This is a genomic window from Streptomyces naganishii JCM 4654 (assembly GCF_014650575.1).
GTDB classification, from domain to species: domain Bacteria; phylum Actinomycetota; class Actinomycetes; order Streptomycetales; family Streptomycetaceae; genus Streptomyces; species Streptomyces naganishii.
Map to the genome: position 1 here is coordinate 229,102 of NZ_BMVF01000006.1, position 17,675 is coordinate 246,776.

Here is a 17,675-nt window from a genome sequence, read left to right on the forward strand (position 1 = left end):
CGGCGCCCTCGCGGGCGCCGGACCCATCCGGCGGCACCGTCACACAGGAGGTCGCTCGATGCCAGCCAACCCTTTCGAAGAACCGGACGAGAGCTACCTGGTCCTGTGCAACCAGCGCGGCCAGCGGTCCCTGTGGCCCGCCAGGCTGCCGGCCCCCGCCGGCTGGCGCGTGGAACTGCCCGCGACCTCCCTGGACCACGCCCGCGCCCACGTCGACCGCGTCTGGCCGGACGTGCGCCCCCACCCGTCCGCGGCCTCCGCCCCCTCCACCGCCCTGACCCTTCCCGTGCTGTTCGAACGGGTGGTGGCCGAGCACCGGGACCTGCCCGCGGTCGAGAGCGAGAGCACCACGCTGACGTACGGCGACCTCGCGGCCCGGGTCAACCGGCTGGCCCGGCGGCTGATCGCGAACGGTCTCGGCCCCGGCGACCTCGTGGGGATCTGCGTACCCCGCGGAACCGACCAGGTGACGGCGGCCCTCGCGGTGACGACCGCCGGGGCGGGCTACGTCCCCCTGGACCCCGGTTATCCCGCCGCGCTGCTGCGCCACATGGCGGCCGACTCGGGGCTGCGGACCCTGCTGTACACCGGCCACCCGCCGGTGCGCCTCACCGGACTGGAAACCCTCGACCTGGCCGCACCCGACCCCGCGCCCCGCCCGCACCGGCTCGTCACCGACGACGAGCGGCGACGGCCGCTGCACGCCGAGGACACCGCGTACGTCATCTACACCTCCGGCTCCACCGGGACGCCCAAGGGCGTGGTGATCCCGCACGCGGGCATGGCGGCGCTCGCCGAGGCGCAGCGGCACTGGATCGGGCCCGGACCCGGCGACCGGGTGCTGCAGTGGGCCTCGTTCAACTTCGACGCCGGCTTCTGGGACCTGACGCTGGCCCTGCTGTCGGGCGCCACCCTGGTGCTCACCGACGACCGCGCGGTGCTGCCCGGCGAGGAACTGCGCCGCACCCTGATCGGCCGGCGGATCAGCCACGCGGTGCTGCCCCCGGTCGCGCTGACCGCCACCGACCCGGACGGCGTCCTGCCCGGCGGGGTGGTCCTCTCCACCGGTGACTCCTGCACCCAGGCGCTGGTGGCCAGGTGGGCGCCCGGAAGGCGCATGTTCAACGGGTACGGGCCCACCGAGATGACCGTGGGAGTGACCATGGCGGGCCCGGTGCGGCCGGGCGAGCCGGTCAGCATCGGCCAGCCGTGGCCGGGCAACGAGGTCCGGGTGCTCGACGTCGACCTCGAGCCCTGTCAGCCCGGCGAGGACGGAGAGCTCTACCTGGTCGGCGAGGGCGAGGCCCTCGGCTACCTGGGCCGGCCCGCCCTGACCGCGGAGCGCTTCGTCGCGGACCCGTACGGCCCACCCGGAAGCCGGATGTACCGCTCCGGCGACCTCGGCCACCGGGACAAGGACGGCACGCTCTACTTCACGGGCCGCGCCGACCGCCAGGTCAAGCTGCGCGGCTTCCGGGTCGAACTGGGCGAGGTCGAGGCGGCGTTGGAGTCCTGCGAGGGGGTCCGGCTCGCCGCGGTGGTCGTGGCCGGCGAGGTGGACTCGGCGCACCTCGTCGCCTTCGTGGTGCCCGGGGCGGACCCGGCCGACGACCTCGCGGGGGACCTGCGCGGGCGGCTCGCGGCGCGGCTGCCCGCGCACATGGTGCCCTCCCGCGTCGAGGTGCTGGTCTCCCTGCCGATGACCAGCAACGGGAAGATCGACCGGCGTGAGCTGGAGCGGCGGGCGGCCGTGACCGCCGCCACGCCACCCGCCGGGCCGGCCCCCACCGTCGACCCCTCCGACCCGGTGGCCGCGCTGTGCGCGCTGACCGCCCGGGTACTCGGGGTGGCCGCGGTCGGGCCGGACGACAACTTCTTCGACCGGGGCGGACATTCGGTCCTCGCGGTGCGCCTCGCCAAGGCCGTACGGGACGAGTGGGGGATGACCCTGCCGGTGCGGGCCGTCTTCGAGCGGTCCACCATGGCGGAGCTGGCCGGGCTGCTGACCGCGGACTGAACCAGCACGGAGCAGGGCTGAGGAAGGCGCGGCTTGCGTTCCGCGCGGGGGACGCCTGGAGGGGAGGCGGTCGCGGCTCAGTCGAGCCGCATCCGCAGGGCGCTGTGGCCGAACAGGAAGGTGGAGTAGACTCGCGGTGGTTCCGCCAGGATCTCGATCCGCTTCACCCGGCGCACCAGCGAGTCCAGTACGGCGGACAGTTCCAGTCGGCCGAGGAACGCGCCCAGGCAGAAGTGAGGGCCGTGCCCGAGGGCGAGGTGGGGGTTGTGCTCCCGGCCGACGTCGAAGGTGCGGGGCCGCGCGAAGACCTCGGGGTCGTTGTTGGCCGAGGTGTTCCACAGGGTGACGATGTCGCCCGCCGACACCTCGGCGTCCCCGATCCGCAGGTCGCAGGTGGCCGTACGGGCGAAGTGCATGGCCGGGGTCACCCAGCGCAGGACCTCCTCCACCGCCGGCCGCACCGCCACCTCACCGGTGCGCAGCCGGTGCCACTGCTCCTCGTGGGTGCCCAGGGCGTGCAGGGCCCCGATCGTGGTCACCCGCGTGGACTCGTCGCCCCCGAGGATCAGGCTGTAGCAGTTGAGGGCGAGATCGTCCTCCGCCATGGGCTCGCCCTCCACCCGGGCACCGGCGAGCATGCTGATCACGTCCTCGCCGGGGCGGCGCCGACGCTCGCGGACCACGTCGACGAAGTACGACAGGATCTCGTTGCGGGCCTCCAGCGCGTCGAAGGGGTCGTCCTCGGCGCTCTCGGACGACAGCGCGCGCTTGTTCCAGCCCAGCAGCGAGGGCCGGTCGGCGACGGGCAGCTCCAGCAGGTCGCACACGGTGTTGAGCGGCAGGTGCTCGGCGATGTCCCGGGCGGCGTCGGCCTCGCCCGTGCCGACCACGGCGGCCACCAGGGCGTCGGCCCGCTGCCGCACCGCCTGTTCGACGTGCCCCAGCACCCGTGGCGAGAAGGCACGCAGCATCGCCTGGCGCAGCTCGCGGTGGCGGGGCCGGTCCATCACCGCCAGCATCCGCCCGCCGGCCGAGTCGCCGCCGCTCAGCAGGACCTCCAGCACTGTTCCCCGGGCCGAGCTCAGCCGGGCCGCGTCCTTGTAACAGGCCTGGACGTCACGGTGCCGGGCCACCGCCCAGAACCCGGGGCGGCCGTCCGCGGGGGGATGCCAGCGCACCGGATCAGCGCGCCGCATCCGGTCCCAGTACGCGTACGGGTCGTGCTCGACGAACGCCGCCGGGTCGGTGAGGTCGAGAGCCGCACCGGAGGCGTCGTCGTCCGGGCCGTCGCCGACGGCGCCGCTGGGGGAGGAGAACACCGGGAGACTCCTTTCGGCCCGGGCACCGGGCCTGCGCCAAGGGCCCGGCGTGGCCACCGGGCCGCTACGGGCCGCTCGTTTTCCGGTCCCGATCCTGGCCCTTCGCCCCCGCGCCCCAGGCGGCGCTGAATGAATGATGAAGGTTTCCGCGGCGGCCTTGGGCGTGCGTGCGATTCTCACAACCGACGCAGCGAAGGGGGATCGGCCATGGGCGTGCACCGCGGATCCGTGCGCACGGTGGCGCACACGGAACGCCCCGGGCTCCGGCTGCTCGGGCTGCCGCACTCCGGCGGCCGCGCGGAGAACTTCGCCGGCTGGCGGGCCGCGCTCCCCGCCGCGTTTCCCGCGACCGCCGTCGAGCTGTGCGCCGCGCAGTACCCCGGGCACGGCGACCGGCTGGCGGAGCCGCCGCAGGAGGCCGTCGGCGCGATCGCCGAGGAGATCGTCGCCGACCTGACCCGGCTGCCACCGGCGGACCTGCTGCTCTTCGGCCACAGCTTCGGCTCGGCCGTCGCCTGCGAGGTGGCCCGCCGGTGCCCCGGAGCGGGCCTCGACGTCGTCCTTCTCGCCGTGTCCGGCGCCTGGGCCCCCGGGGACCCGGCCCGGACTCCTCGCGACGAACACCTGCTGCCCGACGAGGAGTTGTGGAAGCGCCTCGTCGCCCTCGGGGGCATCGACCCCGACATCGCGTCGCAGACCGAGCTGCGCGACCTGCTGCTCCCCGCGATGCGGGCGGACATCGCCACGCACGAGCGCTACCTCGCCTGCCAGGACCCGGTACGGCTCCACTGCGACGTCCACGTGTGCATCGCCCGGGGGGATCCCCTCGTGCCGCTCCGGGCCGGCCGCCACTGGGCCCGGCTCACCACCGGGAACACGAGCCTCGACATCGGACACGGAGGCCACTTCCACGTCTTCGACGACCCCGCTCCGCTGCTGGAGAACCTGGCGCGGCGGATTCCCGTTCACACGAAGAGGAGGCGGTTCGGCGCATGACGAGTCCCTGGGCAGGTCTGAAGCTGGTCGTCACCGGCGGCGGTTCGGGTATCGGCGCCGCCGTGGTCACGCGCGCGGCCGGGCTGGGCGCCGACGTCCTGGCGGTCGGCCGACGGGCCGGCCGGCTCGCGGAGGTGGCGGCGAAGGCACGGGCCGTAGGCGCGGGCACCGTGGTGCCGTACGCCGTGGACGTCACCGCCCTCGGTGCCGCCACGCGGATCGCGGAACGCGCCGGGGAGGTGCTCGGCGGCGTCGACGCCCTGGTCAACAACGCCGGGCACGCGGTCTTCGACCGCCTGGAGGACGCCGCCGAGGCGGACCTGCGCGAGATGATCGACACCAACCTGGTGGCTCCCGCCCTGCTGATCCGGGCGCTGCTGCCCCTGCTGCGCGCACGTCAGGGCTGTGTGGTCAACGTGTCCTCCGTCGGCGGCGTTCTCGCGATGCCGAACCGGTCGTTCTACGGGGCCAGCAAGGCCGCCCTGAACTCCCTGACCAGGTCGCTCGCCGTGGAACTGGCGCCCGAGGTCCGGGTGAACGCGGTGCTGCCCGGCCCGGTCGACACGGGCCTGTGGGACGTGGCGGCGGGCGAGGACGCGGACACCCTGCGCGAGAACATCGTCGCCGGCACCCCCCTGGGGCGTTTCGGCCTGGCGCCGGAGGTGGCGGCCTGGGTGTGCCACCTCGTCGACCCCGAGACCTCGTCCTGGGTCACCGGATCGCTGGTGTCCGTGGACGGCGGGCGCACGGCCTGAGCCACAGCCAGCAGCACCACCCGGCCTGCCCGATCCGGCCGGTCCTGCCCTCAGCGGAAAGGCATGAATCAGATGACGCAGACGGCTTCACCGTGGTTCGCCCCTGCCTCGGCGATCCCCTCCTCCTGGCTGTACGAGTCCTTCCGGATCGCCAACGAGCGCGAGCGGGAGCACCCCGGCCAGATCAAGCTGCACGTGGGCGAGCCCGCCTTCGGCCCACCGGACTCCGTCGCCAAGGAGTTCGCCGCCGCCGTCCAGGAGGGCCGGGCCCGCTACATAGACGTACAGGGGCTCCCGGAGCTTCGTGAGCGTCTCGCGGACAAGCTCGACACCGTCAACCGCGTCGACACCGAGCCCGCCCGGCTCTTCGTCACCCCCGGGTCCTGTCAGGGGCTCAGCGCCCTGATGCGCTGCCTCGCCGGCTCGGGCGCGGAGATCCTGATGCCGGAGATCCACTGGCCCGTTCACCTGCAACAGGCCCTCCTGGCCGGATTCCGTCCGGTGTTCTACAAGCTCGACGAGCACTTCGCGCCCGACCCCGAGTCGATCCGGCGGGCGGCCGGCCCCGCGACCCGGGTGCTGCTGCTCAACACCCCCGCCAATCCCACCGGCGCGGTCTCCGGCCTCCCGCTGCAGCAGACCCTGTACGAGATCGCCGACGAGCGGGGCTGGCAGATCATCAGCGACGAGGCCTACGAGGACTTCGCGTTCTCCGGCCCCCACCTGTCCATCGCCGCCCTGGAGCGCGACCGCCCCGCGTCGCAGCGCATCGTCAACAGCGTCTTCACCTTCTCCAAGGGGCCGGCGATGACCGGCTACCGGCTCGGCTACGTCGCGGTGTCGCGGCCGGAGACGGCCGCCGCCATGCGCAGCGTTCAGGAATCCTGCATCATTGCGCCCAACGCGCCCGTCCAGTACGCCGGACTGGCCGCCCTGGACGCCTCGGCAGCCCTCGCCCACAACCACGACTTCGTACGCGGGAACCGGGACGCCGCGCTCCCTTCGCTGGTCGACGAGGGGCTGCTGCCCGCCCTGCCCGGCGGCGGCTGGTACGCGATGGCCGACATCTCGTGCACCGGTATGACCGGCGAGGAGTTCAGCGCCGAACTCATGCTCCGTCACGACGTCGTGGTGGTCCCCGGCAGCGGGTTCTCCGCACGGCCGGAATTCGCCGCGGACGGCACGATGCGACCGCTGAAGCCCGGCGGCGTCGCGTCCGGCCTGGTCCGGATCGCGTTCTGCGTCGAGCGGGAGCAGCTCGTCACCGGAGTGGAACTTCTGGTCGCGCTCGTCCGTGAAAAGAGGCAGCGGTGACGCCCATCGAGGTGACCTACGCCTCCTACCTGAAGCTCGACGAACTGCTGGCCCTCCAGCAGCCGCGCACCCCCGACGGCGACGCGGACCTCGCCACACTGCTCTCCGAACAGTTCTTCATCGTCAGCCACCAGACCTGCGAGCTGTGGCTGAAACAGATCCTGGGCGACCTCGCCGCCGTGGAGGGCCACTTCCTGACGATGACCACCGCGGACCTGGAGCGGTCCGTCGACCTGCTCTACCGCTCCAGCGAGCTGCTGCGCCTGCTGCACGAGCAGCTCATGGCGCTCGAACGACTGCCGTTGGAGGACTTCGCCCAGTTCCGGCAGTACCTCGGCACGGCCAGCGGAGCCCAGTCCAGCCAGTCCCACCGGCTGGAACGGGTACTCGGCAGTGCCAGCCGGTCCGGCTCCCTGTTCCTCGCCTTCCGTTCCGGGCTGGAGCGGATCGGCGCCGACCTGGAGGAGATCGTCGCGGCGGGTGTCGAGGCGGGCTCGTTCCACCGGGTCGTCGAGGCGATGCTCAGGGTCGGCAACGGCTACTTCCAGTGGAAGATCGGGCACGTGGGCCTGGTCATGAAGATGCTCGGGGAACAGCCCGGTACCGCCGGCACCTCGGGGGCCGCGCACCTCATGGGCCGCGCCACGATGCCGTTCACCGAACTCCACGAGCTGCGCGGCAAAGTGCACGAGCGCGGGCGCCGGCAGGCGGGCTGACCGCGGCGGGCCGGGCCCCGGAACGCGCGGCGCGCGCGTTCCGGTGCCGGCCGGATCAGGTGGTGGCTGCCGGCCGGATCAGGTGGCGGCCTCCAGGATGTAACCCCGCCCCCACACGGTGCGCAGGCTCAGCCGGACGCCGTCCAGCCGCTGACGCAGCCGCATGATGTGCAGGTCCACCGCGTTGCTGGTGACCGTCTCGTTCCTGGTCCGGCCCAGGGCGTCCTTCAGCGTGTCCCGCCGGACGAGATGGCCGAAGTCGGCCAGGAAACACCGCATCATCTCGCTCTGTGCCTCGGACATGGGCACCGACTGCCCGCCGTAGTAGAGGACCCCGGTGGGATCCAGCGCGGGCACGAAGTCGGTTCCGGTGCGCCGCTGAAGCGTGTGGACGCGAGCCGCCAGGTCGAGGCGGTCGACCGGCGGGCGCACCCAGTCCTCGATGGGGGAAATATCGCTCGGCGGTGCTGTCTGGCCCTCCAGGACCAGCAGGCACGGCAGTCCCGCCTCGCGCAACTGGTCGCGTTCGTGGCTCTGCACCGGCCAGCGAAGGAACCTTACTTCCTTCTGGTGAGTGAGCGTGGCCATGGCCCTGTCCCCGTTCTCCCGTGACGAGTGACAACTCGTGGCCGAGGACCGGCGGCGTCGCCGGGCATGCGTGCGTGAGGTTGTGCTGGCTGGCTTCGACGCCGGACTTCCGCGTGACTTCGTCACCGGCCCCCGTGGGTCCGATCCTGCCGTGTCTCGATTCCAGGCCGATGCCGGGTGGATTCCGCCTCGGCGGGGACTGGATTCCGGCCCGGAGCGTGAGGCGCGCTCGACCGGGGCGGACGGCGGGGACGCCGAAAGAACCACGACACGTTCGCGTGGGACCGCCCGGTGATCGGCAGTCATGCCGGGGCGGCACCGGCCGCCTCGACCACTGACCACGGTCACGATCAGGAGCCACCATGACGAACGAGAAGACCCCTCCGATCCGCCGCGTCGCCGTCGTCGGCGCCGGCATCACCGGATCACTGCTGTCCCTGTGCCTGGCCAGACTGGGTTTCGAGGTGAACCTGTACGAGGCCTACGTACGCCGGGCGCAGGACGTCGGCTCGTTCCTCAACCTCGCCCCGAACGGGCGCGCCGTCCTGGAGCGTCTGGGGCTGGCCGACCGGATCCTCGAACAGGGCGTAGTGGCGACGTCCATCGACTTCACCAACCACAGGGGCCGGCAACTCGCCCGGAACCCGGAACGCACCACCAACATCATGCGCGGCGAACTCAGCGGCGCCCTGCGCGAGGCGGCCACCGACAACGGGGTGAAACTGCAGACCGGCAAGCGCCTCGTCGCCCTGGACGACGACGGCGACGGCCACCGGCGCATCGGCTTCGAGGACGGCACGCACGCCGAGGCCGACATCGTGCTGGGCTGCGACGGCGTGAACTCCGCCGTGCGCCGCCTGCTGCTCCCCGACGCGCCCCGGCCCGCCTACACCGAGGTGGTCGGCTCAGGGGGCAGGTCGGAGATCGGCGCCGCGGAACTGCCCGTGGACGGCCGGTTCCACATGGTCTTCGGCCTGCGCGGGTTCTTCGGGTACCAGGTGGTGTCGCCCGGTGTCGTGTGGTGGTTCGAGAACCACCAGGAGACCCGTGAACGCACCTTCGCCGAACTCGCCGAAATCGACGACGCGCGGTGGGTGGCCGGGCTGGCCGACCGGCACCGCCCCGACCCCGCCGTGATCCGGCGCATCCTGAACGCCTCCGCCGGACCGGTCGGCCGGTGGCCGGTCCACGAGGTGCCGCCCCTGGACACCTGGCACCGGGGGAGCGCCGCGGTGCTGGGGGACGCCGCGCACGCGGTGGCCCCGCACCTGGGGGCCGGAGCCGCGCTCGGCATGGAGGACGCCTACGAACTCGCCCTGGCGCTGCACGAACACCCGCGCGCGCCGCGGGCGTTCGCCGCGTTCGAGGAGTCCCGTCGGGACCGGGTCGCCGCGATGGCGAAGCAGGCCCGGCAGACGGGGGCGGTGATGACCCCGGACCGGTGGATCACCCGCGTGATACGCGACCTGATGCTGCCGATGGCCATCAAGCAAGGGGTGCGCAAGGGCACCGAGGCCTATTCCTACCGGCCTTCGCCGTGGCCCTTGCCGGTCGTCTGAGACCCCGCGGATCTCGGGACCTTCCGCCGGCCGGCTCCTCGCGGGGCGCGACCCCGCGAGGAGCCGGCCGGTGTCTCAGCGCAGGGGACCGGTGACGATCCACAGGTGGCCGAACGGGTCGCGCAGGCGTCCCTCCCGCTTGCCGTACGGCCGGTTCTCCACCGGTACGACGACGGTGCCGCCTCCGGCGACCATCCGTTCGGCGACCGCGTCCTGGTCCTGGAACTCCGCCTCCAGGAGCACCGGGGAGCCGCCGACGTCGTCGGGCGAGAGCCAGCCCCACTCGGACACGGCGGGGGACAGGGAGAGCGGGGAACCTCCGATCTGCAGGACGACGACCATCACGCGGCCGCTGTCGTCCTGGGCGCGGAAGACCTCCTTGGCTCCCATGGCCTCCTGGTAGTAGGTCGCGGCGGTGTCGGGGTCCGGGACGATCAACCGTGGCGTCAGACTCATGTGTTGACCCTATCCGCCCCTGTGGAGACCCGACGGGATTCGACGCGAACAGTTCACGCCACGTCCTGCGCCGGCGTACCCCTGTTGAACACGACGTGTCGGCTGGTCGAAGCGACACCGCTGTCCGCCTCAATCCCGGGAGACGGGCCGCCGGCCCCAGGGTTTGTAGACGGACAGGATGACGTTGGCGAGATACAACAGGAAGGCGACCGCCGGGACGATCACCATGTTGTAGCGGACGAATCCCAGATCCATGGCTGAGACGGGGCCCACCGGATGCCGGGCGACCGCGGCCGCCGCGTCGTGCAGTCTGGCGGTGAGGGCGAAGACCGAGGCCGCCGTCGCCGCCAGGGTCAGCCAGAACTTGGCGCTGACCCAGTAGTACCGAAACAGCCCCCACGACGTGCCGAAGGCCAGCACCACACCGCTGACCAAGGTGAGCAGGCTCAGCGGGAGGATCAGAACGTCACCCAGCATCTCCATCGCCCGGTAAGCCGTCCGCACGGTGTCGGCATCGTCCGTCACCAGTGCCGTCGCGCCCAGGGTGAGCAGGCAGAGCATCAGGGCCAGCCAGCTGACGGAGACGACCACATGCACGACGACCGCGCCCTTGTGGACCCGGTGAGGCAGCCGGCGGCCGGAATGCCGTCGCGTGCCGTCGCCGACGGGCGTCGTCACCGGCCACCATCCGGCGGAGAGGGGCATCAGAACCTCAATCAGGTCGTCGGGCACAGGTACCGGGCCAGGCTCTCCTGCCCGGCCGCCCGAGGCGTCCGCCCGCGGAAGTAACTCCCGCTGCGCCCAGGCGAGTACGGCCGGCGGTCCGAGCAGTGCAGCGGATGGGCTCGTACGTCACCAGGAGTACGCACACGGCCTTCCCGCGCGGGACGTCCGACGGCGTCCGCTCTGTGATCGTGAGGACACCGGGGCCGGAACTCCCCCGCTCCGTAGCCACCGACGTTCCTCGGGAGGAATCGCCTCCGTGACCACCGCCACGTTCGTCCGAACCAGCGCCCGCCGCCGTGACGTCGGCGCTCTGTCCGGCGTGCTGTACGCCCTGTTCTTCGTGGCCAGTCTCGTCGCCATCGCGACGCTGGGCCCGTCCGGCACCGTGACGCCGTACTCCAGCGACGCCGAAGTGCAGGCGTACCGGCTGAAGGACGCGGCGACGCTGGAGGATCTCTTCCGTCTGCTGGGCCTGCTCCAGGGGTTGTCGGCCCTCGCCCTGCTGGCCTTCGTCCCCTGGCTGACCGCGTTCGTCCGCAGGTACGGCAGCGACACCCGGGCCGACGCCGTCCGCGTGCTGGCCACCGTCGCCGGAACTCTGCTCCTGCTCTCGGCCGGTAGCAGCTGGGTCCTGGCCCAGATCGGCTCCAGGGCGCAGCTGTCCACGTATCGGGCCGTCTCGGATCTGTCCTTCATCACCGGGGCGGCCCCGGCCATGGCCACGCTCGGGGTGGCGGTCTTCCTGGTCGCCGCGACGGGACGCGCCGGCCACGCCCTGCCCGCCTGGATCGCCTGGAGCGGCATGGTGATCGGGGCGGCCGGCGTGCTGTCGATGAGCTCGCTCGTCGCCGAGGCCGGCTCGGTGTTCATCCCGCTCGGTCGCTTCCTCGGCTTCGCCTGGTTCGCCGCACTCAGCGTATTGCTGTGGAGGCGCGGCGGCCGAACGGAAGACCTCACCGGCTCCAGCACGACATCACGTGACCACTGACACGGACGAAGCGACGCACCTGCTCGACGCCGGCCGTGCCCAGCTCGGTGCCGTCGCCCGCGAGCAGGTCCTCCAGCCGCGAACGGGTGGCAGGGGTCATCAAACCGGGTTCGTGAACCCGTCCGGGGTGCCACGGCACGCGGACTCAAGGGCGGCCTACTCCACCTCGATGCCGTAGTCCTTGACGAGTTCCTCCAGGCCGCCCGTGTAGCCCTTGCCGCCGAGGACGAAGTCCCAGTCCCCGTTCGCCCTGCGGCGGAACGAGCCGAGTACCAAGGCGGTCTCGCGGGGTCGGCCGTCGGAGACCTCGAGTCTTCCGAGTTCGGTCATCCCGGGGTCGAGAAGCCGGATGCACGCGTCCGTGAAGCCCGAGAGGTCGGCGTCCGGGTCGACCTCCGGGTCGATGGCGGCCACGAGGACGAACCGGTCGGCCTCGTCCGGCAACGCGTCGAAGGAGACCCGGATCGCGGCCTTGTCGGGTGCGGTGGCGGGAAGGGCCCGCACGGTGCCGTCCGGCGTCTGCGGGTTGTTGAAGAAGACGAAGTGGTCGTCACTGAGGACCCGGTTCCCACGGCAGACGAGAGCGCACACGTCCAAGGCGACACTTCCGGTCCACGACATGCCCAGGACGTTGTAGTCGTCGGGCAGTCGAGTGTCCGGTACCGTCGGCGCCGGCTGAGCCGCGGATCGACGGGAACCGTCGCCCAGGCGTCCCCGCAGCCCATGACGATGCAGCAGGTCGACGAGTTCGGCTCCCGGGATCAGTTCCAGCGGCTTGCCGTTGGCGAAGGTGTGGGAGCCAGGGCCGAACCGTGACGTCGTCACGAGGACGCCCTTGTTGGCGCCGGCGTCCTGCACGGTCCCGTACAAGTCCCGCACAGCGGTGGGCGGCACCGTGTTGCGGTAGCGCTTCACCTGCACGACGATCTTGCCACCCCGGATCGGTGCCGGATCAAGAGCGTCGACGTCCACCCCGCCGTCGTTCGAGCGCTGGGTGGTGACCGCCTGCATCCCCATCGCCCGGAAGAGATCGGCAACGAGGTTCTCGAAGGCGATCGGATCCATCTCGTACAGGTCGGGATCCTCGTCGCTGCCATGCGTGACCACACGGTTCCCGACGTCCTGCGGCCGGCGACTCGGCCGCACCGGCGTGAGCTGGTCGGGACGGGCCGAGAGTTGCCCGCGCAGCGCGTCGGCCAGGCAGCTGCAGGCGTCCACCTGTGCCAAGTGCAGGTCGCGGAACACCGAGTGCGGGGCCATGACGGTTGCCAGGTAGATGCGGCCCGGCCGGCCCGTCGTGGGGTCATGCCCGTCCACGAACCCGTTCAAGGTCACCGACTCGAGCGCGCCCGGTTCATCCGCGGCGAAGAGTTCGTGCAGGACGAGCAGCATGCATTGCGCGAGAACCTCCCGGTAAAGAGCCCGGCGCTGAGTTACTGGCCGGGGACTCTCCTTGTGCTGGTCCGCCGCGTACATGTACCGAACGGATTTGGCCTCGGGGACGACGCTGCAAGAGGGCAGCTCCCAGTCCAGCACCAGCTGTCCCGCTGCCGAGTCGTAGGCCGCTGCCACCTGACGCGGGAAACCTTCCGGCCACGCGGTCGAGGCGTAGAGAGCGGCGGAGAAGTACTCGACCACGGCGTCGGGATCGCGGCGCCTGACTCCCTCGGTCAGCTCGGCGACGCCGGCGTTGTGTCGCCGTACCTCGGCCAGCTGGGCATCGGCCCACTGCTGGTACTCCCGCCGGTACGACGCCAACTGCTGCTGCCGCTGCGCCTCCGCCACCTGGGCCGCGTGCCAGTCCTGCTCGAAGCGTGCCCGGGCTTCGACCTGCGCCTGTGCTCGGCGACCGGCCGTCCATCCGCTCTGCGCCTGGTAATGGTCGAAGTTCGGCATGGGCACGGGCTGCGCCAGTGGTCCTGGGGCGAACGGCTGGACCTCTTCAGGACGCATGAGGGAGGAAGCCCTGAAAGCCGGGGCCTGACAACCCGACGCGAGGAGACCTTGCAGCGACGCAACCTGTGCGTCCAGTTCTTCAGTGCGACGTAGTGCCTCTGCCTGCATGTACTCGCGGTGACTCTGGGCAGCTCGCCGTTGGTGGGCGCGCGCTTGCTGCGCTTCCTGTCTCCGTCGCCTGGCGTCGGCCTCCACTTGGCGCTGCTGCTGCCTCTGCATCTCAGCCCAGACGCCGACCAAGCCATTAGAACGACGGCTCATGCGTTGCATGCCCTCCCCGAGGCGCTCTGGTTGTCCCCACAACCAGTTGTAACGGAACGACTCTATCCAGCGAGGACCGTCTCGCACATCCGTCCGCGAGCGGAACCTGCTCAGTCGCCTTCGGAGGCCGATGTCCACAGCAGTCGGTCGACCAGGCCGTCGATGTAGTCCGGGGTGAGGGGGACCATGCCGAACAGGACGCGGATGTACATCGGGGCCAGGATGTGGTCCAGCACGTCGGACGCGTCGAGTGCGGGCTCACCGCGGTCCCGGGCGCGGTCGAGCATGGACTGCAGTTGCCGGGTGCGTTCGGCGCGGAGGGAGGCGCCGGCCTCCAGGCCCCGCTGACCGCTGCCCGACAGGGCGACGGCCAGGTGCAGCACCGCCGGACCGTCGGGTCCGGTGATCTCGCGGGCCACTTGGGCCGCGTACGTGCGCAGGTCGCCGGCGAGGCTCCCGGTGTCGGGCATCGGCGACTGCGCGTTGAGGCGGGTGAGCGCCACGTCGGTGAGCAGGTTCTCCAGGCTGCCCCACCGGCGGTAGACGCTGCTGTCGGCCACGCCTGCGCGGGCCGCGACGTCGCCGACGGTGAAGTTGCCGTAACCGCGCTCACTGATCAGGCCGGTGACCGCCTGGTGCACCTGCGCGCCGACGCGCGCGCTGCGCCCGCCGGGCCGCCGGGCTGGCTGTCGCTCGTTCATGCCCCCCACCTTAACGCAGTTACCACTTGCGTTTGTGAGTCGACCCTCCCTATAGTCACCTAACGCAGTCGACGACTGCTTTAGTGCGCCTCAGGGGAACGATTGGGGAATCTCTTGGCTGCATCGCATGCGACCGTAGGTGGTCGATCGAACCGGGCCTTACTGCTCACGGTGACCTGCCTGGGCCAGTTCATGGTCCTGCTCGACAACACGATCGTCGGGGCGGCACTGCCCGACATGCAGAACCGGCTGCACACCCGACTGACCGGACTGCAATGGATCGTCGACGCCTACGTACTGCTGGTCGCCATGCTGCTGCTGTCCGGCGGTGTCTTCGCCGACCGGTTCGGCCGCAAACGGGTCTACCTGACCGGCGTGGCACTGTTCACCGCCGCGTCGCTGCTGTGCAGCCTCGCTCCCTCGCTCGGCTGGCTGGTCGCCGGCCGGGTCCTCCAGGGCATCGGGGCCGCGGCGCTGAGCCCTGCCTCGCTCGCCCTGCTCGCCGCCGCCCATCCCGTGCCGCAGGAACGGGTCAAGGCGATCGGGCTGTGGGCCGGACTCAGCGGAATCGGCCTGGCCGCGGGCCCCGTGGCCGGCGGCGTGCTGACACAGGCCTTCGGCTGGCCCGCCATCTTCCTGGTCAACCTGCCCATCGGCGTGGTCCTGCTGCTGGCCGGCCTGCGCCACCTCGGCGAGTCCCGCAACCCGGGCGCCCCCGCGATCGACGTCCCGGGCACGGTGCTGTCCGTTCTCGCGGTGGGGGTACTGACCTACGGGCTGATCGAGGGCGGTGCCCGCCGCTGGACCTCACCGGTCATCCTGGCAAGCTTCGCCGCCGCGGTGATCCTCCTCGCCGCCTTCGCCGCCGTCGAGGCCCGTCGTCGCGCCCCGATGCTGCCGCTGCGGCTGTTCCGGCAGCGCCTGTTCACCGTGTCCAACACCGCCATGGTCGTGGTGGGCTTCGCGCTCATGGGCTCGTCGTTCTTCTTCTCCCAGTTCTTCGTGCACGTCCAGGGCAGCTCGATCCTGCGCGCCGGCCTGCAGACCCTGCCGGTGTCCCTCGCCATGGTGATCGTCAGCCCGTACGCGGGCCGGCTCGCCGCCCGGTACGGCTTCCGCCTCGTCGTCACCACCGGCCTGGCCCTGGCCGGCCTGGGACTGCTGGCGCTCGGCACGGTGCACGCCGGCACCGGCTACGGGAACGTCTGGTGGCGGCTGGCACTCGCCGGCACCGGCTTCGCCCTGACCCTGTCCCCACTGACAGGCGCCGCCATCCAAGCCGTCAGCCCGCAGGAGGGCGGCCTCGCGTCAGGCATCAGCAGCACCACCCGGCAGATCGGCGCGGTACTCGGCGTCGCGGTGCTCGGAGCCGTCGTCCGCATCCGGCAGTCCGGCGGCGCCTCCTTCGAGACCGGCCTCGACAGCGCCTTCCTCGCCGCCGGCACCGTCACCTTGGCCACCGCCGTGTTCACCGGCCTGTGGCTGGCGAGGTCCAAGCCCGTGGAAGGCCCAGTGGCGCCGCAGGGCTCCGCCGTCGCGGATACGGTTACCACCTCGAACGAGGCACCCCTGAACAGCCGTTGACGATGACCACCGCCCCGGCCGGGAGAAGCGGCCACCACCACGCCATCGAAGGATGATCGCTGTGCGCACCCTGACCTACTACGTCGCCACCACCCTTGACGGGTACATCGCCGGCCCGGACGGGGGCGACCCGACCGGCCCCGACGGCTTCTTCACCGTCACCCCCGACTACCTGGAGCACATCGTCACGCACTACCCGGAGACACTGCCGGCCCCCGCCCGTGCGGCGTTGGGCGTGACCGCGTCCGGCACCCGCTTCGACACCGTCCTGGAGGGGCGCCGCTCCTACCAGCTCGGACTGGACGCCGGCATCACCGACGCCTACCCGCACCTGCGGCACTACGTGTTCTCCCGCACCCTGACCAAGAGCCCGGACGCGGCCGTCGAGGTGGTCTCCACCGACCCGCTGGAGAAGGCACGCGAACTCAAGGCCCAGGACGGCAAGGGGATATGGCTGGTCGGCGGCGCCGAACTGGCCGGGGCCCTCTACCCGGAGATCGACGAACTCGTCCTCAAGGTCAGCCCGGTCACCATCGGCGCGGGCATCCCGCTGTTCGCGGGGAAGTCCGGCACGAATCCGCGCGCGTTCACGATGACCGGGCACACGGTGCTGCCCGGCGGCGCCGCCTTCCTCACCTACACCCGCGCCTGACGGCCGCGTGAGCCGCCGACGAACCGCGCCCACGCCGGGCGTGACACCCGGATGACCGGACCGGCGGCGGCCTTGGAGCCGCGGATGTGTATGAGTGAGCTGACCGCCAACGCGGTGCGGCACGGCCGTGTCCCCGGCCGGGACTTCCATCTGCTGCTGCGCCTGAGCGCACCCGCCCGGACGGTCAGGATCGAGGTCACCGACGCCCGTACCGAACGCACACCGCCCGAACCGGGAGCGCTGTCCGCGCCCGGCGCCGAGGACGCCCGAGGCCGCGGGCTGCTGCTCGTGGCGGCGCTCGCCGCCCGCTGGGGCTGGTGCCTCCGGCCGGGCGGCGGTCCGGGCAAGACGGTGTGGGCGGAGTGCGGCTGGCCCGGCTCCGTTGTTGGCTAGGGTGGCGACCGGGGGACTGGTCTGGGGCGGGAGGCGGGGCCGTGGTGTTGCCGGGGGCGTTGCGGGCGGGGCTCGGGCTGGTCGCGGGGGTCGCCGCGCTGGTGGTGGGTGTGCTCGGCGGGATGTACGCCGGGCACGGCAGGCCCGGCAGGGTGGACGCGTGGGTGCAGCCGGCCGTGGAGGGGGCCGGGCCGACCCCGCGGCACTTCGCCCTGGCCCTGGACTTCCTCGGGGAGCCGCTGGGGTCGGTGCTGCTGGTCGGGGCCGTCGTGGCGGGCTGTCTGCTGCTGTGGGGGCCGCGTGCGGCCGTGTTCGTCGTGGCCTGCGTGGGCGTGGCCGTGGGAGTGGCGACGGTGCTCAAGTACGTGGTGGGGCGCACCATCCACGGTGCGGGCAACCTGTCGTACCCGAGCGGGCACACCGCCTTCCTCACCGCGCTCGCGTTCGCGCTGGCGCTGATCGTGACCGGCCGGCTCGGCCTCGGCGGGGCGGCCGGCACGGTCCTCGTGCTCGCCTCGGCGCTGGTCGCCGGGGCCGCCATGGGGTGGGCGCAGGTCGCCCTCGGCGCGCACTATCCGACGGACGTCGTCGGCGGCTGGTGCACCGCGCTGGCGGTGGTGCCGGCGACCGCGTGGCTGGTCGACCGGTCGGCCGGACGGGACGCCCGTTCCCGTCCGGCCGCGCGCCGCTGACC

The 17,675-nt window shown here is 72.1% G+C and carries 18 protein-coding genes and 1 pseudogene; 11 read left to right on the forward strand and 8 right to left on the reverse strand.

The genetic code is table 11. From position 1 onward, the window contains the following. Positions 1 to 58 precede the first annotated feature (58 nt). The gene (locus IE217_RS13265; RefSeq protein WP_190178031.1) at positions 59 to 2,017 is read left to right on the forward strand and encodes an amino acid adenylation domain-containing protein; all 1,959 of its coding nucleotides are present in this window, start codon (positions 59 to 61) and stop codon (positions 2,015 to 2,017) included. A 77-nt stretch (positions 2,018 to 2,094) separates the two neighbouring features. Here IE217_RS13265 and IE217_RS13270 read toward each other — a convergent pair whose 3' ends face one another. Then, positions 2,095 to 3,336: a cytochrome P450 gene (locus IE217_RS13270; RefSeq protein WP_190178032.1), complete on the reverse strand. Its 1,242-nt coding sequence runs from the start codon at positions 3,334 to 3,336 to the stop codon at positions 2,095 to 2,097. Between the two features lie 207 nt (positions 3,337 to 3,543). Here IE217_RS13270 and IE217_RS13275 point away from each other — a divergent pair, with 207 nt between their 5' ends. The 4 genes from IE217_RS13275 to IE217_RS13290 all read left to right on the forward strand — a co-directional run bounded on the left by IE217_RS13275 (position 3,544) and on the right by IE217_RS13290 (position 7,117). Further along, positions 3,544 to 4,332, forward strand: a complete 789-nt coding sequence (locus IE217_RS13275) for a thioesterase II family protein (protein WP_229865258.1) — start codon at positions 3,544 to 3,546, stop codon at positions 4,330 to 4,332. Further along, the gene (locus IE217_RS13280) at positions 4,329 to 5,087 is read left to right on the forward strand and encodes an SDR family NAD(P)-dependent oxidoreductase (RefSeq protein ID WP_190178033.1); all 759 of its coding nucleotides are present in this window, start codon (positions 4,329 to 4,331) and stop codon (positions 5,085 to 5,087) included. Before IE217_RS13275 ends, IE217_RS13280 begins: the two co-directional genes overlap by 4 nt. 63 nt (positions 5,088 to 5,150) lie before the next feature. Next, entirely contained in the window at positions 5,151 to 6,401 is a 1,251-nt protein-coding gene (locus tag IE217_RS13285) for a pyridoxal phosphate-dependent aminotransferase (protein WP_229865259.1), read from the forward strand. Then, positions 6,398 to 7,117 (forward strand): tryptophan 2,3-dioxygenase family protein, encoded by a 720-nt coding sequence (locus IE217_RS13290; protein ID WP_190178035.1) that lies wholly within the window; start codon positions 6,398 to 6,400, stop codon positions 7,115 to 7,117. The genes IE217_RS13285 and IE217_RS13290 overlap by 4 nt, the downstream gene beginning before the upstream one ends. Positions 7,118 to 7,195: 78 nt before the next feature. Here IE217_RS13290 and IE217_RS13295 read toward each other — a convergent pair whose 3' ends face one another. Continuing rightward, complete coding sequence (locus IE217_RS13295) at positions 7,196 to 7,705, reverse strand: helix-turn-helix domain-containing protein (protein ID WP_229865260.1); 510 nt, start codon at positions 7,703 to 7,705, stop codon at positions 7,196 to 7,198. Positions 7,706 to 8,067: 362 nt separating this feature from the next. Between IE217_RS13295 and IE217_RS13300 the strand changes: the two genes are divergently transcribed. After that, positions 8,068 to 9,264, forward strand: coding sequence for an FAD-dependent oxidoreductase (locus IE217_RS13300; RefSeq protein WP_190178036.1), 1,197 nt, complete (start codon positions 8,068 to 8,070; stop codon positions 9,262 to 9,264). A gap of 75 nt (positions 9,265 to 9,339) precedes the next feature. Here the strand turns inward: IE217_RS13300 and IE217_RS13305 are convergent, their stop codons facing one another. Together IE217_RS13305 and IE217_RS13310 are read right to left on the reverse strand one after the other, a co-directional pair. Then, entirely contained in the window at positions 9,340 to 9,720 is a 381-nt protein-coding gene (locus IE217_RS13305) for a VOC family protein (protein WP_229865261.1), read from the reverse strand. Positions 9,721 to 9,849: 129 nt separating this feature from the next. Then, positions 9,850 to 10,452 (reverse strand): DUF2269 domain-containing protein, encoded by a 603-nt coding sequence (locus IE217_RS13310; protein WP_190178037.1) that lies wholly within the window; start codon positions 10,450 to 10,452, stop codon positions 9,850 to 9,852. 250 nt (positions 10,453 to 10,702) lie between these two features. Here IE217_RS13310 and IE217_RS13315 point away from each other — a divergent pair, with 250 nt between their 5' ends. Next, the gene (locus IE217_RS13315; protein ID WP_190178038.1) at positions 10,703 to 11,434 is read left to right on the forward strand and encodes a hypothetical protein; all 732 of its coding nucleotides are present in this window, start codon (positions 10,703 to 10,705) and stop codon (positions 11,432 to 11,434) included. Here IE217_RS13315 and IE217_RS35095 read toward each other — a convergent pair. The 3 genes from IE217_RS35095 to IE217_RS13325 form a co-directional block, all read right to left on the reverse strand. After that, entirely contained in the window at positions 11,400 to 11,534 is a 135-nt protein-coding gene (locus IE217_RS35095; RefSeq protein WP_268249144.1) for a hypothetical protein, read from the reverse strand. The two genes, IE217_RS13315 and IE217_RS35095, sit on opposite strands and share 35 nt — an antisense overlap. Before the next feature lie 56 nt (positions 11,535 to 11,590). Then, positions 11,591 to 13,651: a restriction endonuclease gene (locus IE217_RS13320; RefSeq protein WP_190178209.1), complete on the reverse strand. Its 2,061-nt coding sequence runs from the start codon at positions 13,649 to 13,651 to the stop codon at positions 11,591 to 11,593. Positions 13,652 to 13,761: 110 nt separating this feature from the next. Next, positions 13,762 to 14,352 carry a TetR/AcrR family transcriptional regulator gene (locus IE217_RS13325; RefSeq protein ID WP_190178039.1) on the reverse strand — a complete coding sequence of 197 codons (591 nt, stop codon included), beginning with the start codon at positions 14,350 to 14,352 and terminating at the stop codon, positions 13,762 to 13,764. A gap of 114 nt (positions 14,353 to 14,466) precedes the next feature. Here IE217_RS13325 and IE217_RS13330 point away from each other — a divergent pair, with 114 nt between their 5' ends. Beyond that, positions 14,467 to 15,936 carry an MFS transporter gene (locus IE217_RS13330; RefSeq protein WP_229865263.1) on the forward strand — a complete coding sequence of 490 codons (1,470 nt, stop codon included), beginning with the start codon at positions 14,467 to 14,469 and terminating at the stop codon, positions 15,934 to 15,936. A 61-nt stretch (positions 15,937 to 15,997) separates the two neighbouring features. Then, a complete protein-coding gene (locus tag IE217_RS13335) occupies positions 15,998 to 16,588 on the forward strand; it encodes a dihydrofolate reductase family protein (RefSeq protein WP_190178041.1) in 591 nt (196 codons plus the stop codon). On the opposite strand, the gene IE217_RS35580 is transcribed toward IE217_RS13335, so the two are convergent. After that, complete coding sequence (locus tag IE217_RS35580) at positions 16,573 to 16,698, reverse strand: DUF397 domain-containing protein (RefSeq protein WP_229865264.1); 126 nt, start codon at positions 16,696 to 16,698, stop codon at positions 16,573 to 16,575. The two genes, IE217_RS13335 and IE217_RS35580, sit on opposite strands and share 16 nt — an antisense overlap. Here IE217_RS35580 and IE217_RS13340 point away from each other — a divergent pair. Both IE217_RS13340 and IE217_RS13345 read left to right on the forward strand, forming a co-directional pair. Continuing rightward, a pseudogene (locus IE217_RS13340) lies at positions 16,673 to 16,981 on the forward strand (ATP-binding protein); the annotation flags it as partial. The gene IE217_RS35580 and the pseudogene IE217_RS13340 sit on opposite strands and share 26 nt — an antisense overlap. A 41-nt stretch (positions 16,982 to 17,022) precedes the next feature. Next, a complete protein-coding gene (locus IE217_RS13345; protein ID WP_229865265.1) occupies positions 17,023 to 17,673 on the forward strand; it encodes a phosphatase PAP2 family protein in 651 nt (216 codons plus the stop codon). The last annotated feature ends 2 nt before the right edge of the window (positions 17,674 to 17,675 follow it).